27 protein-coding genes are annotated in these 24,748 nt (G+C 54.2%); 18 read left to right on the top strand and 9 right to left on the bottom strand.

From position 1 onward, the window contains the following. Positions 1–6 precede the first annotated feature (6 nt). Together tdh and kbl are read right to left on the bottom strand one after the other, a co-directional pair. Positions 7–1,035: an L-threonine 3-dehydrogenase gene (gene tdh / locus FFS28_RS15770; protein WP_006177738.1), complete on the bottom strand. Its 1,029-nt coding sequence runs from the start codon at positions 1,033–1,035 to the stop codon at positions 7–9. Positions 1,036–1,044: 9 nt separating this feature from the next. After that, positions 1,045–2,241 carry a glycine C-acetyltransferase gene (gene kbl / locus FFS28_RS15765; RefSeq protein WP_006177737.1) on the bottom strand — a complete coding sequence of 399 codons (1,197 nt, stop codon included), beginning with the start codon at positions 2,239–2,241 and terminating at the stop codon, positions 1,045–1,047. A 215-nt stretch (positions 2,242–2,456) separates the two neighbouring features. On the opposite strand from kbl, the gene rfaD reads away from it, so the two are divergent. The 6 genes from rfaD to FFS28_RS15735 are packed head-to-tail and all read left to right on the top strand — an operon-like array spanning position 2,457 to position 8,658. Next, the gene (gene rfaD / locus FFS28_RS15760) at positions 2,457–3,389 is read left to right on the top strand and encodes an ADP-glyceromanno-heptose 6-epimerase (protein WP_137903429.1); all 933 of its coding nucleotides are present in this window, start codon (positions 2,457–2,459) and stop codon (positions 3,387–3,389) included. Between the two features lie 9 nt (positions 3,390–3,398). Continuing rightward, on the top strand, positions 3,399–4,445 hold the full coding sequence (rfaF, locus tag FFS28_RS15755) for an ADP-heptose--LPS heptosyltransferase RfaF (protein WP_101736779.1): 1,047 nt from the start codon (positions 3,399–3,401) through the stop codon (positions 4,443–4,445). A 3-nt stretch (positions 4,446–4,448) separates the two neighbouring features. Further along, complete coding sequence (rfaC, locus tag FFS28_RS15750) at positions 4,449–5,432, top strand: lipopolysaccharide heptosyltransferase RfaC (RefSeq protein ID WP_137903428.1); 984 nt, start codon at positions 4,449–4,451, stop codon at positions 5,430–5,432. Between the two features lie 3 nt (positions 5,433–5,435). Continuing rightward, the gene (locus tag FFS28_RS15745; RefSeq protein WP_137903427.1) at positions 5,436–6,545 is read left to right on the top strand and encodes a glycosyltransferase family 9 protein; all 1,110 of its coding nucleotides are present in this window, start codon (positions 5,436–5,438) and stop codon (positions 6,543–6,545) included. 5 nt (positions 6,546–6,550) lie between these two features. Beyond that, positions 6,551–7,459, top strand: coding sequence for a glycosyltransferase family 2 protein (locus FFS28_RS15740; protein WP_137903426.1), 909 nt, complete (start codon positions 6,551–6,553; stop codon positions 7,457–7,459). After that, positions 7,447–8,658, top strand: a complete 1,212-nt coding sequence (locus FFS28_RS15735) for an O-antigen ligase family protein (protein WP_137903425.1) — start codon at positions 7,447–7,449, stop codon at positions 8,656–8,658. The genes FFS28_RS15740 and FFS28_RS15735 overlap by 13 nt, the downstream gene beginning before the upstream one ends. Positions 8,659–8,681: 23 nt before the next feature. Here the strand turns inward: FFS28_RS15735 and FFS28_RS15730 are convergent, their stop codons facing one another. Then, entirely contained in the window at positions 8,682–9,638 is a 957-nt protein-coding gene (locus FFS28_RS15730; protein ID WP_137903424.1) for a polysaccharide deacetylase family protein, read from the bottom strand. Between the two features lie 150 nt (positions 9,639–9,788). Here FFS28_RS15730 and rfaQ point away from each other — a divergent pair, with 150 nt between their 5' ends. From rfaQ to coaD, 7 genes are all read left to right on the top strand, one after another. Beyond that, positions 9,789–10,856, top strand: a complete 1,068-nt coding sequence (rfaQ, locus tag FFS28_RS15725; protein WP_137903423.1) for a putative lipopolysaccharide heptosyltransferase III — start codon at positions 9,789–9,791, stop codon at positions 10,854–10,856. After that, positions 10,856–11,983 (top strand): glycosyltransferase family 4 protein, encoded by a 1,128-nt coding sequence (locus FFS28_RS15720; RefSeq protein WP_006177728.1) that lies wholly within the window; start codon positions 10,856–10,858, stop codon positions 11,981–11,983. The genes rfaQ and FFS28_RS15720 overlap by 1 nt, the downstream gene beginning before the upstream one ends. A 2-nt stretch (positions 11,984–11,985) precedes the next feature. Further along, positions 11,986–13,083, top strand: coding sequence for a glycosyltransferase (locus FFS28_RS15715; RefSeq protein WP_006177727.1), 1,098 nt, complete (start codon positions 11,986–11,988; stop codon positions 13,081–13,083). A gap of 14 nt (positions 13,084–13,097) precedes the next feature. After that, positions 13,098–14,087: a glycosyltransferase gene (locus tag FFS28_RS15710; protein WP_006177726.1), complete on the top strand. Its 990-nt coding sequence runs from the start codon at positions 13,098–13,100 to the stop codon at positions 14,085–14,087. 66 nt (positions 14,088–14,153) lie between these two features. Then, complete coding sequence (gene waaA / locus FFS28_RS15705) at positions 14,154–15,428, top strand: lipid IV(A) 3-deoxy-D-manno-octulosonic acid transferase (RefSeq protein WP_137903422.1); 1,275 nt, start codon at positions 14,154–14,156, stop codon at positions 15,426–15,428. After that, the gene (locus tag FFS28_RS15700) at positions 15,428–16,198 is read left to right on the top strand and encodes a glycosyltransferase family 2 protein (protein WP_137903421.1); all 771 of its coding nucleotides are present in this window, start codon (positions 15,428–15,430) and stop codon (positions 16,196–16,198) included. Before waaA ends, FFS28_RS15700 begins: the two co-directional genes overlap by 1 nt. Positions 16,199–16,201: 3 nt before the next feature. Continuing rightward, positions 16,202–16,681, top strand: coding sequence for a pantetheine-phosphate adenylyltransferase (gene coaD / locus FFS28_RS15695; RefSeq protein ID WP_006177722.1), 480 nt, complete (start codon positions 16,202–16,204; stop codon positions 16,679–16,681). A 42-nt stretch (positions 16,682–16,723) separates the two neighbouring features. Here coaD and mutM read toward each other — a convergent pair whose 3' ends face one another. The 4 genes from mutM to radC all read right to left on the bottom strand — a co-directional run bounded on the left by mutM (position 16,724) and on the right by radC (position 18,915). Further along, positions 16,724–17,533: a bifunctional DNA-formamidopyrimidine glycosylase/DNA-(apurinic or apyrimidinic site) lyase gene (gene mutM, locus FFS28_RS15690; RefSeq protein ID WP_137903420.1), complete on the bottom strand. Its 810-nt coding sequence runs from the start codon at positions 17,531–17,533 to the stop codon at positions 16,724–16,726. A 71-nt stretch (positions 17,534–17,604) separates the two neighbouring features. Continuing rightward, entirely contained in the window at positions 17,605–17,772 is a 168-nt protein-coding gene (gene rpmG, locus FFS28_RS15685; RefSeq protein WP_003024094.1) for a 50S ribosomal protein L33, read from the bottom strand. Positions 17,773–17,794: 22 nt separating this feature from the next. Beyond that, a complete protein-coding gene (gene rpmB, locus FFS28_RS15680) occupies positions 17,795–18,031 on the bottom strand; it encodes a 50S ribosomal protein L28 (protein WP_002436699.1) in 237 nt (78 codons plus the stop codon). A 218-nt stretch (positions 18,032–18,249) separates the two neighbouring features. After that, positions 18,250–18,915 carry a RadC family protein gene (gene radC / locus FFS28_RS15675; RefSeq protein ID WP_006177720.1) on the bottom strand — a complete coding sequence of 222 codons (666 nt, stop codon included), beginning with the start codon at positions 18,913–18,915 and terminating at the stop codon, positions 18,250–18,252. 173 nt (positions 18,916–19,088) lie between these two features. Here radC and coaBC point away from each other — a divergent pair, with 173 nt between their 5' ends. From coaBC to slmA, 3 genes are all read left to right on the top strand, one after another. Then, a complete protein-coding gene (gene coaBC, locus FFS28_RS15670) occupies positions 19,089–20,300 on the top strand; it encodes a bifunctional phosphopantothenoylcysteine decarboxylase/phosphopantothenate--cysteine ligase CoaBC (protein WP_102892105.1) in 1,212 nt (403 codons plus the stop codon). Next, positions 20,278–20,736 carry a dUTP diphosphatase gene (dut, locus tag FFS28_RS15665; RefSeq protein WP_006177718.1) on the top strand — a complete coding sequence of 153 codons (459 nt, stop codon included), beginning with the start codon at positions 20,278–20,280 and terminating at the stop codon, positions 20,734–20,736. Before coaBC ends, dut begins: the two co-directional genes overlap by 23 nt. Positions 20,737–20,856: 120 nt before the next feature. Continuing rightward, on the top strand, positions 20,857–21,453 hold the full coding sequence (slmA, locus tag FFS28_RS15660) for a nucleoid occlusion factor SlmA (RefSeq protein WP_006177717.1): 597 nt from the start codon (positions 20,857–20,859) through the stop codon (positions 21,451–21,453). 59 nt (positions 21,454–21,512) lie between these two features. Here the strand turns inward: slmA and pyrE are convergent, their stop codons facing one another. Together pyrE and rph are read right to left on the bottom strand one after the other, a co-directional pair. Further along, a complete protein-coding gene (gene pyrE / locus FFS28_RS15655) occupies positions 21,513–22,154 on the bottom strand; it encodes an orotate phosphoribosyltransferase (protein ID WP_137273050.1) in 642 nt (213 codons plus the stop codon). Positions 22,155–22,219: 65 nt separating this feature from the next. Beyond that, the gene (gene rph, locus FFS28_RS15650) at positions 22,220–22,936 is read right to left on the bottom strand and encodes a ribonuclease PH (RefSeq protein WP_006177715.1); all 717 of its coding nucleotides are present in this window, start codon (positions 22,934–22,936) and stop codon (positions 22,220–22,222) included. Positions 22,937–23,061: 125 nt separating this feature from the next. On the opposite strand from rph, the gene FFS28_RS15645 reads away from it, so the two are divergent. Then, positions 23,062–23,925 (top strand): YicC/YloC family endoribonuclease, encoded by an 864-nt coding sequence (locus FFS28_RS15645; protein WP_042321337.1) that lies wholly within the window; start codon positions 23,062–23,064, stop codon positions 23,923–23,925. A gap of 205 nt (positions 23,926–24,130) precedes the next feature. After that, positions 24,131–24,748 (top strand): trimeric intracellular cation channel family protein, encoded by a 618-nt coding sequence (locus FFS28_RS15640; protein ID WP_058610853.1) that lies wholly within the window; start codon positions 24,131–24,133, stop codon positions 24,746–24,748.

Raw genomic sequence — 24,748 nt, 5'->3', positions numbered from 1 at the left:
TTTCTCTTACTTATCCCAGCTCAGGATGACTTTACCGGACTGGCCGGAACGCATCGCGTCAAAGCCTTTCTGGAACTCATCGACAGAGAAGTGATGGGTGATAATCGGGGTCAGATCCAGTCCAGACTGGATCAGCGCCGCCATCTTGTACCAGGTTTCAAACATCTCACGACCATAAATGCCTTTGATGAACAGCCCCTTGAAGATGACCTTGTTCCAGTCGATAGACATATCTGACGGCGGAATACCCAGCATTGCAATACGCCCGCCGTGGTTCATGGTATCGAGCATGGTGCGAAACGCCGGTGGCGCACCGGACATCTCCAGACCCACGTCAAAGCCCTCGGTCATGCCCAGCTCGGCCATCACGTCGTTCAGGTTCTCCTTAGAGACATCCACCGCGCGGGTGACGCCCATTTTACGCGCCAGCGACAGGCGATACTCATTCACGTCGGTGATCACAACGTTGCGTGCACCCACGTGTTTTGCCACCGCCGCCGCCATAATCCCGATCGGGCCAGCGCCGGATACCAGCACGTCCTCACCTACCAGGTCAAACGAGAGCGCCGTATGCACCGCGTTGCCGAACGGATCGAAGATGGAGGCCAGATCGTCAGAGATGTTGTCCGGAATTTTGAACGCGTTAAACGCCGGGATCACCAGGTATTCTGCAAAACAGCCGGGACGGTTGACACCCACGCCCACGGTGTTGCGGCACAAGTGGGTGCGTCCACCGCGGCAGTTACGACAGTGGCCACAGGTGATATGACCTTCGCCAGAGACGCGATCGCCAATTTTGAAGCCTTTAACTTCCTGGCCGATACCGACCACTTCACCAACGTATTCGTGCCCGACAACCATCGGGACAGGAATGGTGTTCTGTGACCATTGATCCCAGTTGTAGATGTGAACGTCCGTACCGCAGATGGCGGTTTTACGAATTTTGATCAGCAGATCGTTATGACCGACTTCCGGCTCCGGCACGTCGGTCATCCAAATCCCTTCTTCCGCTTTCAGTTTGGATAACGCTTTCATCACACGTCCTCAGGCAATGACGCCCAGCTGTTTACCGATGCGGGTAAAGGCTTCCACCGCACGCTCAATTTGTTCAGGTGAATGCGCCGCAGACATCTGGGTGCGGATACGCGCCTGACCTTTTGGCACCACCGGGAAGAAGAACCCGGTGACGTAAATCCCCTCTTTTTGCAGCTCGCGGGCAAAGTTCTGCGCCACAACCGCATCGCCCAGCATCACCGGGATGATCGCGTGGTCTGCACCGGCCAGGGTGAAACCTGCGGCACTCATTTTTTCACGGAACAGACGGGCGTTGGACCACAGACGGTCGCGCAGTTCGGCGCCGGATTCCACCATCTCCAGCACCTTAATGGAGGCGGCGACAATCGCCGGGGCCAGGGAGTTGGAGAACAGATACGGGCGGGAGCGCTGGCGCAGCCACTCGACCACCTCTTTACGCGCAGCGGTATAGCCGCCGGACGCGCCGCCGAGCGCTTTGCCCAGCGTGCCGGTGATGATGTCCACGCGACCCATCACCTCACAGTATTCGTGCGAGCCACGGCCATTCTCACCCACGAAGCCGACGGCGTGAGAATCATCGACCATCACCAGCGCGTCGTATTTGTCTGCCAGGTCGCACACGCCTTTCAGGTTGGCAATCACGCCGTCCATAGAGAACACGCCGTCGGTGGCAATCAGCACATGGCGGGCACCGGCTTCACGCGCCTCTTTCAGGCGCGCTTCCAGCTCGGCCATGTCGTTGTTAGCGTAGCGGAAGCGCTTCGCTTTACACAGGCGCACACCGTCGATGATGGAGGCGTGGTTCAGGGCGTCGGAGATAATCGCATCTTCTGCGCCGAGCAGGGTCTCAAACAGCCCGCCGTTGGCGTCGAAGCAGGAGGAGTACAGAATCGCGTCTTCCATCCCAAGGAAGCTCGCCAGCTTTTTCTCAAGCTGCTTGTGGCTGTCCTGCGTACCGCAGATGAAGCGCACGGAGGCCATCCCAAAACCGTGGGTGTCCATGCCATTTTTGGCAGCAGCAATCAGCTCCGGGTGATTCGCCAGGCCTAAGTAGTTGTTCGCGCAAAAGTTGATCACGTGGCTGCCGTCGGCAACGGTGATGTCCGCCTGCTGCGCAGACGTGATAATACGTTCTTCTTTGAACAACCCTTCCGCACGTGCGGTGTCCAGGTCGCTGTTTAACTGTTTGTAAAAATCACCACGCATTGCAATTCTCCAGACTCGGCAAATTTCGGCACATATTACCCAAACCTATACTTGATGACGAGATGACGCAGTATCTCTTGTCGTTTTTGCAGCATAAATCACGCGTAACCCTGCTGCATATCGGTGAATGGCTGAAGGGTCGCCATACAAATGATATGATATGAATATTAGCGTCCGGGATTGTCCCCGGGCTCCACACTTCAAAGGTTACAGTTATGATCATCGTTACCGGCGGCGCGGGCTTTATCGGCAGCAATATTATTAAGGCCCTCAATGACAAAGGCATCACCGACATCCTGGTGGTGGACAACCTGAAAGACGGCACCAAGTTTGTGAACCTGGTGGATCTGAACATTGCTGACTACATGGATAAAGAAGATTTCCTTATCCAGATTATGGCAGGCGAAGAGTTAGGCGACATCGAAGCCATCTTCCACGAAGGCGCATGCTCCTCCACCACCGAGTGGGACGGCAAGTACATGATGGACAATAACTATCAGTACTCCAAAGAGTTGCTGCACTACTGCCTGGAGCGTGAAATCCCGTTCCTGTACGCATCATCTGCGGCAACCTACGGCGGACGCACGTCAGACTTTATCGAATCCCGTGAATATGAGCAGCCGCTGAACGTCTACGGCTACTCCAAGTTCCTGTTCGATGAATATGTCCGTCAGATCCTGCCAGAAGCGAACTCCCAGATTGTTGGCTTCCGTTACTTTAACGTCTACGGACCGCGCGAAGGCCACAAAGGCAGCATGGCGAGCGTCGCGTTCCACCTGAATACCCAGTTGAACAACGGCGAAAGCCCGAAACTGTTTGAAGGCAGCGACGGCTTCAAGCGTGACTTCGTCTACGTGGGCGACGTCGCGGCCGTGAACCTGTGGTTCTGGGAAAACGGCGTATCCGGCATCTTCAACCTGGGCACGGGCCGCGCCGAATCCTTCCAGGCCGTGGCCGACGCCGCGCTGGCCTGGCATAAGAAAGGCACCCTGGAGTACATTCCGTTCCCGGAAAAACTGAAAGGCCGCTATCAGGCATTCACCCAGGCCGATCTGACTAACCTGCGTGCTGCGGGCTACGATAAGCCGTTCAAGACCGTTGCCGAAGGCGTAACGGAGTATATGGTCTGGCTGAATCGCGACGCGTAAGAAGTAAGCATGAAGATACTGGTGATCGGCCCGTCCTGGGTGGGCGACATGATGATGTCGCAAAGTCTCTATCGCACGCTCAAGGCGCGCTATCCCCAGGCGATAATCGACGTGATGGCACCCGCGTGGTGCCGTCCGCTGTTATCGCGTATGCCGGAAGTGAATGAAGCGATCCCGATGCCGCTCGGCCACGGGGCGCTGGAAATCGGCGAACGCCGCAAGCTCGGTCATAGCCTGCGCGAAAAGCGCTATGACCGCGCCTGGGTGCTGCCTAACTCATTCAAATCTGCCCTCGTGCCTTTCTTCGCGGGCATTCCGCACCGCACCGGCTGGCGCGGTGAAATGCGCTACGGCCTGCTGAACGACGCGCGCGTGCTGGATAAAGAAGCCTGGCCGCTGATGGTTGAGCGCTATGTGGCGCTGGCCTACGACAAGGGCGTGATGCGCAGCGCGAAAGACCTGCCGCAGCCGCTGCTCTGGCCGCAGTTGCAGGTCAGCGAGGGTGAGAAATCCCATACCTGTAACGCCTTTAACCTCTCTGCCGAACGGCCGATGATCGGCTTTTGCCCCGGCGCAGAATTTGGCCCGGCTAAACGCTGGCCGCACTATCACTACGCGGAACTGGCGAAACAGCTGATCGACGAAGGCTTTCAGATCGTCCTGTTTGGTTCGACGAAAGACCACGAGGCGGGCAACGACATTCTCGCCACGCTCAGTACCGAACAGCAGGCATGGTGTCGCAACCTGGCCGGTGAAACGCAGCTGGAACAGGCGGTGATCCTGCTGGCCGCCTGTAAAGCCGTGGTCACTAATGACTCCGGCCTGATGCACGTCGCCGCCGCGCTGAACCGCCCGCTGGTGGCGCTTTACGGCCCAAGCAGCCCGGACTTTACCCCGCCGCTGTCGCATAAAGCGCGGGTCATTCGCCTGATCGACGGCTACCATAAAGTGCGTAAAGGCGATGCGGCAGAAGGCTATCATCAGAGCCTGATCGACATCACGCCCGCGCGCGTCCTCGAAGAGCTTAACGACCTGCTGCTGAGCGAAGAAGGATAACGGATGCGGGTATTGATCGTTAAAACCTCATCAATGGGCGACGTGTTGCACACGCTGCCGGCCCTGACGGACGCCGCGCGCGCCATTCCCGGCATTCGCTTTGACTGGGTGGTGGAAGAGGGTTTCGCGCAAATCCCGGCCTGGCATGACGCGGTTGACCGGGTGATCCCGGTTGCCATTCGCCGCTGGCGCAAGGCGTGGTTCTCCGCGCCGGTTAAGGCCGAGCGCAACGCCTTTCGCGACGCGGTGCAGGCTCAGCGCTACAACGCCATTATTGACGCGCAGGGGCTGGTGAAAAGCGCCGCGCTGGTCACGCGTCTGGCGCACGGCGTAAAGCACGGTATGGACTGGCAAACCGCCCGCGAGCCGCTGGCAAGCCTGTTCTATAACCGTCGCCATCATATCCCGAAGCAACAACACGCGGTGGAACGCACCCGGGAGCTGTTTGCTAAAAGCCTCGGCTACAGCAAGCCTGAAACGCAGGGCGATTATGCGATATCGCAGCATTTCCAGCGTGACGCGGATAACCGTGCGACGCCTTATGTGGTATTCCTCCATGCCACAACGCGGGACGATAAACACTGGCCGGAAACGCACTGGCGAAGATTGATTGAATTAATGCAACCTACCGGCATCCATATTAAACTGCCCTGGGGCGCTGAACACGAGCGCCAACGTGCAGAACGTTTAGCGGCAGGTTTTTCGCACGTAGAAGTGTTACCTAAGCTCACACTGGCAAAGGTTGCTGCAGAGCTGGCAGGTGCGGAGGCTGTCGTGTCCGTTGATACGGGGCTGAGCCACTTAACCGCAGCATTGGATCGCCCTAACATCACGCTATTCGGACCCACCGATCCCGGGCTGATTGGCGGCTACGGTAAAAACCAACATCAGATGGTCAGCCCTACTCAGCAGACGAGAGACATTACCGCAGATGCTATTTTTTCATTTTTACAGAGCAGCCATCGGCTTTCCAACAGGGATATTTAACCCATGAGTTACGTATTTCTGCTGATTTTACTTTTCCCGGTGAAACTCATCCGGAAGCTGTTTCGCAAAGACACGGGTAAGAACCTGGTCATTCAGACAGCCAAAATCGGTGACTTTGTTAATGCCACGCCTCTTCTGGCGTACCTGCAAAAAAGCGATGTGTTGATCAGCCGAAGCGTGGCTGCGCTGGCGAAGCATGATGACACTATCGATCAGATTTTTTTTATTGAGCAACAAAAGCGTAATTTGTGGCGTAAGCTCTGCTTTGCCTGCAGGATCATGAATGACTATGACAATGTGTATCTCCTGCAGCCCAACAGCGTGAATCTCTTTTTCGCCGCCGCCTGTAATGCCAAAAATAAACAATTCTTAAGCACCTATACCCGCCGGTGGTACCACGGTATTTTCTATGCCACTGCCGACGGCACCGTTGAGCACGGCAAAAAGACGTTGTCGGTCACCAACTACCTGAAACTGGCCGACCGCTCGCTAACGTGGCAAGATTCCCCGAAGCACGCCACAAAGCCTCTGTTTAAGCCCGCCGTTTATCCGGAAGTCCTCGATAAACCCGGCGTCATTCGTATAGGCATCAGTATTGCCGCAGGCAATAAAGCGAAAACGGTCCCGCCGGTCATCTGGAAGCGTATTGTTGATAAGCTCGCCGATCTGCCGTGCGAGTTTTATGTGTTTGGTGCACCCAGTGAGCAAGAGTGGCTGGACGATATTACGCGTGCGTTCGGCGAAATCCCTAACTTCATCAACCTCATCGGCAAGATTTCCCTTGAAGAGCTGCCGTGGGCAATCTCCACAATGGATTGCTACATCGCGTCTGATTCCGGGAATATCTATATCGCAGATGCAGTCGGCGTGCCGGTAGTGGTGTTGTTCGGACCTTGCTGCCACTATGAACAGCGTCCGCTGGGCAATGTGTTACTGATTGGCAACGACGACAATATCAACTCCTACGTCTTTGAAACACGCTACTACTTCAGCCAGCCAAAAGAAGAGTTGTTTGCGGTAACCGAAGAATCCCTGCACCAGCTCAAACTCTTTATTTCGACTCTACCGACTGCTCGCACAACCGAACATGCCATTGATGCTCAAGGAAATTAATTTTTATGGCTTTTCTCAGCATCATTATTGCAGCGCATAATACCGAAGATACACTGGATGCCACCCTACATAGCCTGCGGGATGCAATTGCGGATGCGGGCGATGAGGTAGAAGTTATTCTCTTTAATGACCATTCAGACGATGCCACGCAAGATATTATTGAGAAGTGGTTACCAGAATTTCCGAATGCGATATCGCGGAAAGTTGAGTATCGCAACGTAGGTCGTGTTCGAAACGCTGCTGTCTCGCTGTCATCCGGCGAATACATCACCATGCTCGACAGCGACGATCAGCTTAAGCCTCGGAGTATCAGCGATGCCGTGGCGTTCCTGAAAGCACAGCGTCCTGATATGGTGCTGACACGCCTGCTGGAAGTTCGTGATTTACGAAAAATCACCGCCAACTGGCAGGGGTTTTCACCTGTCGCCTTGTCTCAACAGGATGCGATAAAACGCTTTTTGCAGCATAAAGATTTCCAGGCCCACCTTATTGGCCAGTTCATTCACCGCAGGCTTTACCAAAGCAACCCGATTCCTGCGATGATCTGCTATGAAGATTTTGCCGTATTTCCTGGCATGCTGATGCAATCGCAAAAAATATTTTACCAGCGGCAGGGATACTATTATTACATCAAGCGTCGTAACAGTTTATCGAGCCAACTTAACGCCAGTAAAATCGCTACGCTTGTTGAATGCACGATGCAGATGGAAAAAACGTTTCCACAGCAATTTACTCATCTTATTCATTGTCACTGGTTTGACATCTACAGCAATCATCGAAAATTATTGTCAGAGCATCAATTACAACTTGTGAAACAGCGGGTGAAATCACTTTATTCCTTGTCATTTTTCATGTCCAGCGACGTTCGTTTCAGTTACAAAAAAAGGGTTATTGAGGCATTATGGAAAAAATAAAGTTAAGACTTTATCATTTAACGCTCATGCTGAGCCTTATCTCTTTGGCGTTAGTACTGGTTAGTTCAGGAAAACAAAGAGAATTTTTTTATATAGCCGTCTATGCCAGCATTATCGGTTTAGCCTTTGAATATAAAAAAATTACATGGCGGCCTTTCAGTATAGCGCTTCCTATTTTACTGGTGGGATTACTTAACCTTATTTGGTATTTCGCATACGAATATCATAATGTTGGTATCAATGTTTACAGTGATTATCTTGGTGCGTGCAAAAAATTAATCCTTGGAAGTATTTTAGTTTTTTATCTGGATCGCTTTAAGCTTTACGTTACAAAAGAAAGTTTCCAGAAGTATTTTCTGATCGCCACCGCAACAGGATTTGTACTCGCGACAAGTTATGGATTTTATCAGGCTTTACAGGGAATCAATCGCGTAGAGATGGCGATTAATCGACCAACCATCGCGGCCTATGTCTATTCTGTGCTTTCATTAGCCTTTGTATATAGCCTTTACCTTCTGAAAAATGTAAAGATGTACGTTCTGGCGGGAGTGGTTGTCTTAATTTCCTACGTCCTGATTTTATTAACTGCTACGCGTGCCGCCATGGGTCTTTATCTCATTTTGGCTATCGTTTTAACGCTTCTCCATTTCAGAAAAATTCATCTAAAACCGCTATTAATCTTCTTATGCATCGTTGCAGGCATAATAATCGTTAGTTATAAGCCCTTAATTTCACCAAAGATTGAACAAACAGAAAGTGAGTTAACAAATTATCAGAAAGGGCATGATGCGACGTCCCTGGGAGCCCGTTTCTCTATGTGGAAAGTTGGATTCTTTAACGGCGTTGCACATCCGCTGGGCCAGTCTATTGATAGCAGAGAATCGTGGACACGAAGTTATGTCAAAGATGGTCATTCAGATGTAACGGCTGCTCTCGGGTACTTGCGAATTCACCTGCACAACGAATTTATCGAGAAATACTCGCTGCAGGGCATTCCAGGCGTGGCTATCCTGCTGTTTTTGTTTGTTTCTGTTATCGTTTACGCGCTAAGAAACAGAAACGGCCTGCTATTAACCACCATGCTTCTGTTACTACTTTATGGCCTGACGGATGTCATATTGCTGAGTTCAGAAGCGTTAATTTTCTTTATGACGCTGTTCGCGTTAAGTACGCCGTTCTCGCAACCAAAGCACCCGTAATCATCATGCCCGCCTGGCGGGCATTACTGTTTTTTGTGCTGATAAAACTCAGCCAGCGTCATCCCCACAGTCTTATCCGATAACCAGGTAAAGAGCGTTTCTAAATCCTGATATAAACCTTCGATCGCCGCATCGTCTTTAAACGTTGGGCTTCCGCCCGGCATAAATTCAGACGAGTGAAGCATAAATTCCACGTAGTCATTTCCCTGAGACAAACATTGCTGCGCAACCTGAATCATCTGCGAGGCATTGCCACCCGAAGGACGCAGCCAGTTGACGGAAGGCGAGCGGTATTTCCCGCGAAGGCGATCGTAGCCCTGCTTAACGGTGTTCAGCCAGGCGGGATGTTTATACTGAATGCTCATCGGGACTTCGAGTAATGGGCTGTTACCCGGCCGGGCAATGTTCTCGACGTCCATGAAGTAGGCGTGGTCAGGAAAAGCCTGATAATTCGTTCCGCCCTTTCCTTGCGGGGCACCTTTTGCATTGCGCCAGTTCACGCGCGGCGTGACGGAACAATCCACCTGATAACCCAGCTCGATCAGCAATTGGGCGTAACGGCTATCGAACGCCCAGCGCCCGGCACGGTGGCTGAGCATTTTGGTCTGAAATGTCTCTTCCAGCAGCTCAGTCATGAACAGCACTTTTTCGCGCATGACCTCGTCCGGGAACTCAATCAGATACGGCTGCCAGCGCCAGTCATCCCCGGTGAGATCGTGCTCCGGCGGGCTATTCCACGCATGAAGGTGCATACCCACCTCCCCCGCGCCGCGGGCGATAACGTCTTTAGCAAACGCGATGAAAACCGGTTCAATCGCCATCTCATAGTTCGTCAACCAGACGGGCTTAAAGCCAAAACGCTCGCAGAGCGACTGGAACCGAGCCAGGTAGCGTGCGTTTTCCGTTTTAATAACCCGATGGTTTTGCCAGAGATTATCGCCTTCAGTATCAATCGTGATGATAAACGCTGGTTTTTTCATAATGAACCCGTGAGACAGATAAGTTAGCGCTATGTTACGCACGCCACAAAGCTGGAGTAAACCCTTGCAAAGAAATTCCTGACATTATGGAGAAAGAGTGCAACTCGTTACCAGGTCTATTAGAATTGCCAACAGTACAACGCTGATAAGATGATGATGAATAACTTACCTGACATGCCTGATTTGCGCATTTTACTTATCAAACTTCGCCATCATGGCGACATGTTACTCACCACACCCGTCATTGATTCGTTACGCCAGGCATGGCCGCAGGCACAGATTGACGTGCTGCTTTATGAAGAAACCCGCGATATGCTCGCCGCGCATCCGGCCATCGGTACCATCTATGGTATCGATCGTAAGTGGAAGCAGCTGGGAACATTGAAGCATCTTCAAAAAGAGTGGCAGCTACTTTGCGCGTTAAGAGCGCAACATTATCATCTGGTTATCAACCTTGCCGATCAGTGGCGCAGCGCGATTGTGACGCGTTTTACCGGCGCACCTGTTCGTATCGGGTTCGCCTTCAATAAACGCAATACTGCCTTCTGGCGCTTTTGCCATACTGCATTAGCCCCCGTCACAAATCACAACGCGTTACACACCGTCGAACAAAATCTCTCCATACTTTCACCGTTACCGGTGGTTCCCCAGCCAGCCGTCACCATGGCTTACCGTTCAGAAGACTGGGAGAACGCGCGGCAAAAGCTCGCGCAAACGGGTGTGGGGGATGACTACATCGTGATTCAGCCTACGTCGCGCTGGTTCTTTAAATGCTGGGACGAAGGCAAAATGGCGCAAACCATTACGGCGCTTCAGCAGGATGGTCACACCGTCGTGCTGACTGCCGGGCCGGATAAAAAAGAGATGGCGATGATTGATCGCATTCTTGCCGCCTCGCCGAAAACCGGCGTCGTCTCGCTGGCGGGCCAATTAACGCTGCGTCAGCTGGCCTCCCTCATCGATCATGCTCAATTATTTATTGGCGTGGATTCCGTGCCGATGCACATGGCCGCCGCGCTGCAAACGCCGTGTGTCGCGCTTTTTGGCCCGTCCAAACTGACGTTCTGGTCGCCGTGGCAGGTAAAAGGGGAGGTGATATGGGCAGGCGATTACGGCCCGCTCCCCAACCCGGACGCCATTGATACCAACACCAAAGAACGCTACCTCGACGCCATTCCTGTGGAAGCCGTCGTCTCCGCGGCAAGGAGATACCTGTAATGAAACACCATCGTCTGGCGATTGTTCGCCAAAAATATCGCCCGGACGGCGGAGCGGAACGTTTCGTCTCCAGAGCCCTTACCGCGTTAAGCAACCAAAACCTTGAACTCAACGTCATCACACGCGAATGGCAGGGCGAGAAGCAGGACGACTGGCATATCCACATCTGCGACCCGCGCAAATGGGGCCGCATCAGCCGCGAACGCGGATTTGCTCATGCCGCGCGCGCACTCTGGCAACAGCAGCAGTTTGATATTGTTCAAAGCCATGAGCGCATTCCAGGCTGTGACATTTATCGCGCAGGCGATGGCGTGCATCGGCGCTGGCTGCTGCAGCGCGCGCGTATCCTGCCCGCCTGGCGTGCACACATGCTCATGCATGACCGCTATCACCGCTATGTGATGAACGCCGAACGTGAAATGTATCAGGCACCCGAGTTGAAAGCCGTTATCTGTAATGCGGAGATGATCAAGCGCGAAATCGTCGAAGACTTTGATATTGACGCAAAAAAGATACATGTGATTTATAATTCAATTGATTCGTGCCGCTTCGTTCCAGTAGAAGAGGTACAACGTGCGGCATTGCGTCAGCAGTTTGGGGTGCCCGCTGACGCAACCGTGTTCTGCTTCGTGGGATCGGGGTTTGAACGAAAAGGGTTAGCCAGCGCCATACGTGCTATTGCGGGAACCGCAGCATGGCTGATTGTGGTTGGACAGGATAAAGCAGAGCGTCGTTATCGCGACCTTGCCCGGTCATTAGGCTGTGAAGGGCAAATTCGCTTTCTGGGTATGCAAAAAGAGACGCTGCCATTTTACCAGCTATCCGATGGTTTACTGTTGCCAACGCTGTATGATCCCTTCCCTAACGTCATACTGGAAGCGATGGCCTGCGGTTTACCGGTCATTACGTCGACCAGCTGCGGTGGGGCAGAATTTATTGAGCAAGGCCAGAACGGCTTTTCCTGTGACGCACTTGATATCAGCACATTGAAGGAGGCGATAGCGGCCACCCCTTCACTGAACAACAATAACAACATGGGGCTTGCGGCGCGTGAACGCGTGAAAGAGGCGACTCCCGAAAAACTTTCAAGCCAGCTTATTTCGCTTTATCAAAAATTACTGGATTAATAATGCGCATCCTAATGATTATTGATGGTTTACCCGGTGGAGGCGCCGAAAAAACGGTTCTCACACTCTCCAGCGGACTGATAGAAATGGGGCACCAGGTCTCCCTTTTCTCTTTGCGGAAGGTGTGCGACTACGCCATTCCGGAGGGCATCGATTTTCAGGTTATTCAGGATACGTGCACCAAACCCTGGCGCAAGCTGACGGAGATCCCACGCCGTTCACGGCTGCTGGGTCAGGCGGTTGAGCGAGCCGAGCGCAGCGGTAAATTTGATGTGATTTTCTCCCATCTGCACAAAACTGACCGAATCGTGGCGCATTGCAGTGCGTTAGAGCGCGATAAGGTCTGGTTCTGCGTTCACGGCATGTTCTCCTTCTCCTACCTGCGCCATCGAAGCGGCCTGTCACGCTGGTTCAAGCATTTTAAAATTCGTCATACCTATGAAAACCGCAACGTTGTCGCCGTTTCGGCTGCCGTACTGAAGGATTTGTCCCAGACGCTGGCCATCGATCTTCGCCGCCAGGCGGTCATCCACAATCCGTTCGATATCCCCGAAATTCAGCGTCTGGCAGACGCTCCCTTTGAGATGCAGGGGCAGGATTACATCATCCACGTTGGCCGCTTCCATGAGCACAAACGTCACGATCGCCTGTTGCGGGCGTTCGCACTGAGCGGCCTGGATACCACGCTGGTCATGATGGGAAATGGTTCCGAGGCGAAAATTCAAAAACTGCAGCAGCTTGCCAGCGAACTGGGCATTGCTAACAAGGTCCTGTTCCGCCCGTTCGAGTCTAATCCCTATCCCTGGATCCATGGGGCACGCCTGTTAGTGCTCAGTTCCGACTGCGAAGGTTTTGGTAATGTGCTGGTTGAAGCGATCATCTGCCAGACGCCGCCCGTGAGCACTAACTGCCCAGGCGGCCCCGCTGAAATTCTCACGGGAACTTTAGCGCGCGGGCTGACAGAGATGAATGACGAATCACTGGCAAAAACGCTGGCGGATATTTACACCACGCCGCCGGCCGTCGATCGCGAAACGATAGCATCGTTCGGCATCAACGCCATTTGCCAGCAATATATTGCTTTGGTCGACAATCAATAATAATCAGGTTTTTTATGCAAAATTCAGTGCCATTATTAAGCGTGGTGGTTGCCGTTTACAACGGTGAAGCTTTCCTGGATCAGTTCTTTACCTGCCTTACGGATCAGCGTATCGACGATATGGAAGTGATCATCGTCAACGATGGTTCCACCGACGGTTCGATGCAGATCGTCAATAAGTGGCGCGAAAAACTGCCGCAGATGCAGGTGATTGAACAGGCAAATCAGGGGGTCTCTGTCGCCCGTAACACCGGTCTGGCCATTGCCACCGGGCAATATCTTTCCTTCCCTGATATTGATGATGTCTTCAAGCCCGGCATGTACCAGCACCTTCTTGAGATGGCCGTCACGCAGAACCTGGATGTCGCCACCTGTAACGGGAACTACGTCTGGGAAAATAATAAAAAACCTTCGCGTCCTATCTTCCCGGAAGACAAACTGGCCTCAACGGGGGTGATGACCGGGGCGGCATGGCTGAAAAAAGCGCTCGATTCCCGCAAGTTTTTGCATGTCACCTGGCTCAATATCTATCGCCACGACTTTATCCGCCAGAACGGCTTTCGTTTTGAACCCGGCCTGCGCCACCAGGATATTCCGTGGACCACCGAAGTACTCCTCGCGGCAGAGCGGGTTCAGTACACCAGTGAACGTTATTATGACTACTACATTCACTCCGCATCGGTGTCGCACACACCAGACAATGACGACACGCTGATCCGTTCCGCGCGCCATTACATGAAAATCCTTCAGATGCTTGATGCCATTAATCAGCGCTATCCGGATAAAATCAAAAATATCCCCGCCTGCCACTGGCAAATTGCCAAAGAGGGGCTTGGGATTATTCATACCTTCGATAACATGAAGGATGAAAAGAAAAAGTCGATGATTATTAAAGAATTCTTCGATACTGGCATCTGGAAGCTCATCTGGAAAAGTGCAAAAAGTCCGCGACTGCGCTGGCGCCTGGGCCGACGTTATTTCCGTTTGAAGCGGTATGTGGCATAAGAGATAGCTTTACCTGGCTTAAATGCTTAGAATTTGCCCGCCGAAACTGAAAAAACGGATAATCGCTTGGAATTGTTGTATACCGCCCTGCTCTACATCATTCAGCCACTGGTGTGGCTGCGACTGTTGCTTCGTAGCCGTAAAGCGCCTGCGTACCGTAAACGCTGGGCTGAACGCTATGGCTATTGCCGCAATAAAGTGGCCCCGGACGGTATTTTGCTGCATTCCGTTTCTGTCGGTGAAACGCTGGCGGCGATCCCGCTGGTTCGCGCCCTGCGTCACCGCTATCCCTCCCTGCCGATCACCGTCACCACCATGACGCCGACCGGCTCCGAGCGCGCCCTGTCCGCGTTTGGTAAAGATGTGCAGCACGTCTATCTGCCTTACGATCTCCCGTGCGCCATGAACCGTTTCCTTAATACCGTTCGCCCGAAGCTGGTGATCGTGATGGAAACCGAACTGTGGCCGAATATGATTTCCGCCCTGCATGCCCGTAAAATTCCGCTGGTGATTGCCAACGCGCGCTTGTCTGAACGTTCCGCGAAGGGTTACGGCAAGCTGGGTAAATTTATGCGTCGCCTGCTCAGCAAAATTACCCTGATTGCGGCACAGAACGATGAAGACGCGGCACGGTTCACGGCGCTTGGTCTGAAACGCAATCAGCTTGCCGTGACCGGCAGCCTGAAGTTCGATATTTCCGTTACGCCGGAGCTGGCGGCACGGGCGGTGACGCTGCGTCGCCAGTGGGCACCCCGTCGTCAGGTGTGGATTGCTACCAGCACCCACGACGGTGAAGAAGAGATTATCCTCCAGGCGCATCGCAAGCTACTGGAGACCTTCCCTGATCTGCTGCTGATCCTGGTGCCGCGCCATCCGGAGCGTTTCAAAGATGCTCGCGAAATGGTACAGAAAGGCGGTTTCAGCTTCACCCTGCGCAGCACCGGTGAGATCCCTTCCGGCAGCACCCAGGTGGTAATTGGCGATACCATGGGCGAGCTTATGCTGCTGTACGGCATTGCCGATCTGGCGTTTGTCGGCGGCAGCCTGGTTGAGCGCGGAGGCCATAACCCTCTGGAGCCAGCGGCGCACGCCATTCCGGTACTGATGGGGCCACACACGTTCAACTTCAAAGATATCTGCGCGAAATTGCAGCAGGCCGATGGCTTAATTACCGTGACGGATGCGGACTCGGTGGTGAAAGAGGTTTCAACCCTGCTCACCGACGAAGACTACCGTCTGTGGTACGGCCGCCATGCTGTTGAGGTACTGCATCAGAATCAGGGCGCGTTGACCCGTTTGCTGCAGCTTCTGCAACCTTACCTGCCTCAGCGGAGCCACTGATGTCTGCGCGTCTGTCGGTCGTCACGATCGCCAAAAACGCTGCCGACCTGCTTCCGGACTACCTGGCCTCCGTTTCATGGGCGGATGAAATCATCCTGCTTGATTCCGGCAGCACCGATAACACGGTAGAAATGGCGCGTGCGGCAGGCGTAAAGGTCTATGTCGACACCGACTGGCAGGGCTACGGTATCCAGCGCCAGCGCGCGCAGGCCTGCGCCACCGGCGATTACGTGCTGATGATCGATACCGATGAGCGCATTACGCCGGCGCTTCAGCAGAGCATTCAGGCCATCCTGGCCGCCCCACAGCCTGGCGCGGTCTACAGCATTGCACGTCGCAACTACTTCCTCGGGCGGTTTATGCGCCACAGCGGCTGGTATCCTGACCGCGTTATGCGCCTTTACGAGCGCACCCGTTATCAGTACAACGACAACCTGGTGCATGAGTCTCTGGCCTGTGAGAACGCCCAGGTTATCCCGCTGTCGGGCGATCTGCTGCACCTCACCTGCCGCGATTTCGCCAGCTTCCAGCGTAAGCAGCTGAGCTACGCCACCGCATGGGCGCAGGAGCGCCACCAGCGCGGCAAGACAGCCTCGTTGACGGGCATCTTCACCCACACGCTGGGCGCGTTTCTGAAAACGCTGCTGCTGCGTGGCGGCGTGCTGGATGGCAAACAGGGTTGGTTACTCGCGGTGGTAAATGCCCAGTATACTTTCAACAAATATACCGAGCTGTGGGCGCTCTGCCGCGGCTACTCTGAGAAAACGTGAGCCATGAGCACAAAAGCGATTTATCCGGGTACCTTCGATCCGATCACCAACGGTCATCTTGATATCATCACGCGCGCAGCAAGCATGTTTGACAAGGTGATTCTGGCCATTGCCGCCAGCCCCAGCAAAAAACCGATGTTCGATCTGAACGAGCGCGTTGCGCTTGCCACCGATGCGATTTCTCATCTGCCGAACGTGGAAGTCGTAGGGTTCAGTGACCTGATGGCCAACTTTGCCCGCGCCCAGCAGGCCAACATTCTGATCCGCGGATTGCGCGCGGTGGCGGATTTTGAGTATGAGATGCAGCTGGCGCACATGAACCGCCATCTGATGCCGGAGCTGGAAAGCGTATTCCTGATGCCGTCGAAGGAGTGGTCGTTTATCTCCTCCTCGCTGGTGAAGGAGGTCGCGCGTCATCAGGGCGATGTGACCCACTTCCTGCCGGAAAACGTGCATCAGGCGTTAATGGAAAAGCTGAAGTAACCGTCGCCCGGTGGCGTGGCGCTTACCGGGCCTGATATACGCTTATTTCTGACACTGACGGCAATAGAACGTGGCGCGCTGGGCGTGCTTCGTTGCAATAATCGGTGTGCCACAGACTCTGCACGGCTCGCCTTTGCGGCCATAAACCTGCAACTCCTGCGCGAAATAGCCAGGCTTACCATCGCTCTGCAGGAAGTCCTTCAGCGTTGTTCCCCCCTGTTCAATGGAGCGCAGCAGCACCGCCTTAATCACCCTGACCAGCAGTTCGCACTCCTGCGCCGAGAGCGACGAGGCCAGCCGATCGGGATGGATCCCGGCAGCAAACAGCGATTCGCTGGCGTAAATATTCCCCACGCCCACCACCAGCTTGTTATCCATTAGCCAGGGCTTAATCGGCGCTTTCTTCTTCGCACACTTTACTCTCAGGTAATCAGCGTTAAACGCCTCAGAGAGCGGCTCCGGCCCCAGATGCGCCAGCGCGCTATGGCCTTCCAGCTCTTTGGTCCACAGCCATGCGCCAAAGCGGCGAGGGTCGGTGTAGCGCAGCACTTTGCCGTTACTCATGACAAGGTCAACGTGATCGTGCTTTTCAGCAGGCAGCTCTTCGGTGAGGATCCGCAGGCTGCCGGACATCCCCAGGTGGATGATGATCCAGCCGTCAGGCAGCTCCAGCAGCAGGTATTTCGCGCGGCGCTGCACGCTGATGACGGGCTTATCGCTTAACGCGTGAATTTCATCGGAAACCGGCCAGCGAAGACGACCATTGCGGACAACAGCATGAAGAATGGTCGCACCAACCAGATGTGGTTCAATGCCGCGGCGGCTGGTCTCTACCTCAGGTAATTCAGGCATGGTTCCTCCGTTGGATGCAGAATGCAAAAAACCCCGCAGTTGCGGGGTTTTTCAATACAAGGAATCTAAAATTATTTGATTTTAGCTTCTTTGTACAGTACGTGCTGGCGTACAACTGGATCGAACTTTTTCAGTTCCAGTTTTTCCGGCTTAGTACGTTTGTTCTTCGTGGTGGTGTAGAAGTGACCAGTACCAGCAGAAGAAACCAGCTTGATTTTCTCACGAATACCTTTAGCCATGATTTATTTCCTCTTTAAGTACTTAGTACTTTTCGCCACGGGCACGCAGTTCGGACAGAACTGTATCGATGCCTTTCTTATCAATAACACGCATACCTTTAGCAGATACACGCAGGGTGACAAAACGCTTCTCGCTCTCAACCCAGAAACGGTGAGAGTGCAGGTTAGGCAGGAAACGGCGTTTAGTCGCGTTCAGTGCGTGGGAACGGTTGTTACCGGTCACCGGACGCTTGCCAGTAACTTGGCAGACTCGGGACATGTCTATTCTCCAAAAATCAAATTAGCTCGAGCTTCGTATGGGGTATCGGCGCCTCGTCAGGCTTTACAGCCCGGTCATCGCATAGTTCTAAGTGAACTCTCGATTGCCAGGCCCAAATGCCAAACCCGAGATTCTCAAAGGTGGCGTAGTATACGCTGACTCGGCGGTGTGCTCAAGTCCCGAGCAGACAAAGATCCCAATGGATCGCGTAAAATGGTCTAAATCCAACCATGTTCTGCAAAAGAGAGGTACTCTCCGCGGCCAATTATCAGATGGTCCAGCACACGAATGTCCATGATTTGACAGCACTTGATAATGCGTTTGGTGATTTCTTTGTCAGCTCTGCTTGGTTCTGCACAGCCAGAGGGGTGATTATGCGCGAGGATCACGCCGGCTGCATTCACTTTTATCGCTTCCCGCACGATTTCTCGGGGATGGACCTCAACGTGGCTTAATGTACCCGAAAACAGGTGGCAATGCTTCAGCACCCGGTTTTTGTTATCAAGAAAGATCGCCATAAAGATCTCGCGCTCGGCGTCTGCCAGCTGGCTTTGCAAAAACTCGCGGGTCATTTCAGGGGTCAGGAGCGGGTCTTCTTCCTGCATACGCACAATGTAGAAACGTCGGGCAAGTTCGGCAATCCCCCTTAACTGGGCAAATTTCGCCACGCCAATGCCATCAACCTCTTTAAACGCCGCCATGTCGGCGGTCAGCAGGCCATACAGCGAACCGAAGTGGTGGATCAACTCGCGCGCCAGGACATAGACCGACTTCCCCTGAGTGCCGGTTCGCAAGAACAGCGCCAGCAGCTCCGCATCAGTAAGCGACGTAATGCCATAGCGCAGCATTTTTTCACGCGGTAACAGCGATAATACCTCATCCATGGCCTGTCTCCTTAGGTTTAACACTATGCTGCCACAGCTCTCCCCCCTGCTCGACGCCCATTTTTCGTTCCTGCGTAGCGCCTCGCAAAGTGGATAACGGACAAAATCACCCCGTTTTAGGGATTGTGATAAAATGCCGGCTCTCTGGTGAAACCCAACAGGAAAGAATCATGATGAGCCTGGCCGGTAAAAAAATCGTTCTTGGCGTGAGCGGCGGCATTGCTGCCTATAAAGCGCCGGAGCTGGTGCGCCGTTTGCGCGAGCGCGGAGCCGACGTGCGGGTCGCGATAACCGAAGGCGGCAAAGCCTTTATTACTCCCCTGAGCCTGCAGGCCGTGTCGGGATACCCGGTGTCGGATAGCCTGCTCGATCCGGCGGCTGAAGCCGCGATGGGCCATATCGAGCTCGGCAAGTGGGCAGACCTGGTTATCCTCGCCCCTGCGACGGCTGACTTAATCGCCCGCGTCGCGGCCGGTATGGCGAACGATCTGGTCTCCACCATTTGCCTTGCCACACCGTCTCCCGTCGCCGTCGTGCCTGCGATGAATCAGCAGATGTACCGCAACGCTGCCACCCAGCATAACCTCGAGACGCTGGCCTCTCGCGGCCTGCTTATCTGGGGGCCGGACAGCGGCAGCCAGGCCTGTGGGGATATCGGCCCCGGGCGCATGCTCGATCCGCTGACGATTGTCGATATGGCTGCCGCTCATTTTTCGCCTGTCAACGATCTGCAACATCTCAACATCATGATTACCGCGGGCCCAACGCGCGAGCCGCTGGACCCGGTGCGCTACATCACCAACCACAGCTCCGGCAAGATGGGCTTTGCGATTGCTGCTGCTGCGGCAAAACGCGGCGCGAACGTCACGCTCGTCAGTGGCCCGGTGTCGTTACCGACGCCACCCTTCGTGCAGCGCATTAACGTGACCACAGCCCTGGAAATGGAGGCTGCCGTTCAGGCGCACGCCCAGAATCAGCAGATTTTTATCGGCTGTGCCGCCGTCGCTGACTATCGTGCAGAGACCATCGCAGACAGCAAAATTAAGAAACAAGGCGATGAATTAACACTAAAAATGGTTAAAAACCCGGACATCGTGGCCGGCGTTGCCGCACTGAAAAACCATCGTCCTTACGTTGTTGGGTTTGCCGCCGAAACAAATAATGTGGAAGAATATGCCCGGCAAAAGCGTACCCGCAAAAACCTCGATTTGATTTGCGCGAATGATGTCTCGCTGTCCACGCAAGGATTTAACAGCGACAGCAACGCATTGCACCTTTTCTGGCAGGATGGAGATAAAGTCTTACCGCTTGAGCGCAAGGAACTCCTGGGCCAACAATTACTGGACGAGATCGTTACCCGTTATGATGAAAAAAATCGACGTTAAGATTCTGGACCCGCGCGTTGGCGAGCAATTTCCGCTGCCAACCTATGCCACCTCCGGCTCTGCCGGTCTTGACCTGCGCGCCTGTCTCGATGACGCCGTAGCGCTGGCACCGGGCGAGACCACCCTGCTCCCGACCGGTCTGGCGATTCACATTGCTGACCCGTCGCTGGCGGCGGTGATCCTGCCGCGCTCTGGTTTGGGCCACAAGCATGGTATTGTGCTGGGCAACCTGGTCGGCCTGATTGACTCTGACTACCAGGGCCAGCTGATGGTCTCCGTCTGGAACCGTGGCCAGGATAGCTTCACCATTGAACCCGGCGAGCGGATCGCGCAGATGGTGTTTGTACCTGTTGTGCAGGCCGAATTTAACCTGGTGGCTGACTTTGACGCCACCGACCGTGGCGAAGGCGGCTTCGGCCATTCAGGGCGTAAATAGTCGCCCGTTAGACACGCATCTCACAGCGCCATAATGCAATAACAAACCGCAAACGTCAGTTTGCGGTCGCTGTGTGGATGCCAGCCTGGCAAGTGCTTATTTTCAGGGGTATTTTGTAACATGGCAGAAAAACAAACCGCGAAAAGGAATCGTCGCGAAGAAATACTTCAGTCTCTGGCTCTGATGCTTGAATCCAGCGATGGCAGTCAACGCATTACCACAGCAAAACTGGCGGCCTCCGTGGGCGTGTCGGAAGCGGCGCTGTATCGCCATTTCCCGAGCAAGACCCGGATGTTCGACAGCCTGATTGAGTTTATTGAAGACAGCCTGATCACGCGTATCAACCTGATTCTGAAAGATGAGAAAGACACCAGCGCGCGTCTGCGTCTGATTGTGCAGTTGATTCTGGGCTTTGGCGAACGTAATCCTGGCCTGACCCGTATCCTGACCGGACACGCCCTGATGTTTGAGCAGGATCGTCTGCAGGGCCGCATCAATCAGCTTTTTGAGCGCATAGAGGCGCAGCTGCGCCAGGTCCTGCGTGAGAAGAAGATGCGTGAAGGCGAAGGGTACATCACCGATGAGACGCTGCTGGCAAGCCAGATCCTGGCGTTTTGCGAAGGGATGCTCTCCCGCTTCGTGCGCAGTGAATTCAAATATCGCCCAACGGACGATTTTGACGCCCGCTGGCCGTTAGTGGCTTCGCAGTTGCAGTAACGTTATCCGGCCTGCGTAACCCGTAGGCCCGGTAAGCGCTAGCGCCACCGGGCAAAAAATCACACGCCAAACGCTTCCCGATAGGCACGCACCGCCGCCAGATGGTCCGCCATCTCTGGCTTCTCTTCCAGATACGCAATCAGGTCTTTCAGCGTGATGATTGACGTCACTTTACAGCCGTAATCACGCTCCACTTCCTGAATAGCCGAGATCTCGCCGCGTCCGCGCTCCTGACGGTCCAGAGAGATCAGCACGCCCGCAAGCGTTGCACCGTTCGCCTGGATAATCTCCATCGATTCACGGATCGCGGTGCCTGCCGTGATCACATCATCCACCAGCATCACGCGGCCCTGCAGCGCGCTGCCGACCAGGTTCCCGCCTTCACCGTGGGTTTTCGCCTCTTTACGGTTAAAGCAGTACGGCACGTCGCGATCGTGATGTTCTGCCAGGGCGACCGCCGTGGTGGTCGCAATTGGAATACCTTTGTAGGCCGGGCCAAACAGCAGGTCAAAATCAATCTTTGAATCCACCAGAGCCTCGGCATAGAAACGGCCCAGCAGAGCCAGATCGCGCCCGGTATTAAACAGCCCGGCGTTGAAGAAATAGGGGCTTTTCCGCCCGGATTTCAGCGTAAACTCGCCAAACTTAAGTACCTGCTTGTTAAGCGCAAACTCAATAAACTGGCGCTGATATGGTTTCATGGATTCGCTCCTTTATTTTCTGTCTTACAGGCAAAAAAAAGGCGACTCATTGGTCGCCTTTAAAATCAATTTTCTAACGCCGCTTTCTGCGTCGTGACAATAGATTCGATTCCCCCTCGGGCCAGCGCCAGCAAGGAGAGAAGTTCTTCATGGGTGAACGGCTCGCCTTCTGCGGTGCCCTGCACCTCAATGATGCGTCCGTCTTCGGTCATCACCACGTTCATGTCAGTTTCCGCCGCGGAATCTTCAACGTATTCCAGATCGCACAGCGCTTCACCGTTAACGATACCCACGGAAACCGCCGCCACCATCCCTTTCATAGGGTTAGTTTTCAGTTTGCCGGCCGCAACCAGCTTGTTCAGCGCATCCGCCAGCGCAACACAGGCGCCGGTAATAGACGCCGTACGCGTGCCGCCATCGGCCTGAATCACATCGCAGTCCAGCGTGATGGTGAATTCGCCCAGCACTTTCAAATCAACGGCTGCACGCAGCGCACGCGCGATCAGACGCTGGATCTCCATGGTACGTCCACCCTGTTTACCCTTTGCCGCTTCACGGGCGTTACGGGTATGGGTCGCACGCGGCAGCATGCCGTATTCGGCGGTGATCCAGCCCTGGCCCTGGCCTTTCAGAAAGCGAGGAACGCCTTCTTCAATAGACGCGGTGCACAGCACTTTGGTGTCACCAAACTCAACCAGCACGGAGCCTTCAGCGTGTTTTGTATAGTTACGGGTCAGGGTGACGGGACGCACCTGATTGGCGCTACGGCCTGATGGACGCATGATGAATTCTCCGGCTTGAAACGAATGTGGCTGCGCATTATACGGATAAAGGGCGCTTATTCCTATCCTGAGAAGCCCCCGAAAGCTATAATCCCCCCATCTCTCTTTTAAAAACGGGAATGTCTATGATCCGCAGTATGACCGCCTACGCCCGGCGTGAAATCAAGGGTAGCTGGGGTAGCGCTACCTGGGAAATGCGCTCGGTAAACCAGCGCTATCTGGAAACGTATTTCCGTATGCCGGAGCAGTTCCGCAGCCTGGAGCCAGTCGTGCGTGAGCGTATTCGTGCTCGTCTGACGCGCGGCAAAGTGGAATGCAACCTGCGTTTTGAACCCGATGCCAGCGCTCAGGGTGAGCTGATCCTTAACGAAAAACTGGCTCGCCAGCTGGTGAACGCAGCCAACTGGGTCAAGATGCAGAGCGACGAAGGCGAAATCAACCCGGTGGATATCCTGCGCTGGCCTGGCGTGATGGCTGCCGGTGAACAGGATCTGGACGCCATTACCGCTGAAATTCTCTCCGCCCTCGACGGCACGCTGGACGACTTTATCGTTGCCCGCGAAACAGAAGGCCAGGCGCTGAAAGCCATGATTGAGCAGCGTCTTGAAGGCGTAAGCGCCGAAGTGGCTAAAGTTCGCAGCCACATGCCTGAAGTGCTGCAATGGCAGCGCGAGCGTCTGGTGGCGAAACTTGAAGAAGCAGAAGTTCAGCTTGAAAACACCCGTCTGGAACAGGAGCTTGTCCTGATGGCGCAGCGTGTTGACGTTGCCGAAGAGCTGGACCGTCTTGGCGCGCACGTTAAAGAGACCTACAACATTCTGAAGAAGAAAGAAGCTGTGGGTCGTCGCCTCGACTTCATGATGCAGGAGTTCAACCGTGAGTCAAACACGCTGGCCTCTAAGTCGATTAATGCTGACGTGACCAACTCCGCGATTGAGCTGAAGGTGCTCATCGAGCAGATGCGCGAGCAGATTCAGAATATCGAGTAACGACTTTCGGGTGGTATCGTTCGATATCACCCATTATTTATTCTAATCCGTATTTCTCTACCCCTTTCCCGCCTACCGCCATCCATAACCCATTTTAATCAAAACCTGATTAGTTTTTATAGGGCAAAGCACATCACCTTAGAAAATCTCAATCGTGATCCTGCGCACAACTCGCTAACCTCTGGGCGCTCACACCGGAGGTTATATGCTGCTTCATATTCTTTATCTCATTGGTATCACCGCAGAGGCCATGACGGGCGCGCTTGCAGCCGGACGCCGCCGCATGGACACCTTCGGCGTGATCATCATCGCCACTGCCACCGCGCTGGGTGGCGGCTCGGTACGTGACATTTTGCTGGGCCACTATCCACTGGGTTGGGTAAAACACCCGGAGTACGTGGTTATCGTGGCCACCGCCGCGGTATTGACGACCATTGTGGCTCCCGTGATGTCCCACCTGCGCCGCCTGTTCCTGGTGCTGGATGCCATAGGGCTTATCGTCTTTTCCATTATCGGGGCGCAAATTGCGCTGGATATGGGGGAAGGCCCGATTATCGCCACCATTGCCGCCGTCGTGACCGGCGTGTTTGGCGGTGTGCTGCGCGATATGTTTTGCAAGCGTATTCCGCTCGTTTTTCAGAAGGAACTATACGCCGGCATCTCCTTCGCGGCAGCCGTACTGTATATCGCTCTGCAGCATTACGTCTCCAACCATGACGTCGTGGTGATCTCCACGCTGCTTTTTGGCTTTACGGCACGCATGCTGGCGCTGCGCCTGAAGCTGGGGTTGCCCGTTTTCCACTACAAACACAACGTGCACTGA

The organism is Enterobacter sp. 2VL, from assembly GCF_005503595.1.
GTDB classification, from domain to species: Bacteria; Pseudomonadota; Gammaproteobacteria; order Enterobacterales; family Enterobacteriaceae; genus Enterobacter; species Enterobacter cancerogenus.
This window is presented reverse-complemented; position numbering and strand designations above follow the sequence as displayed.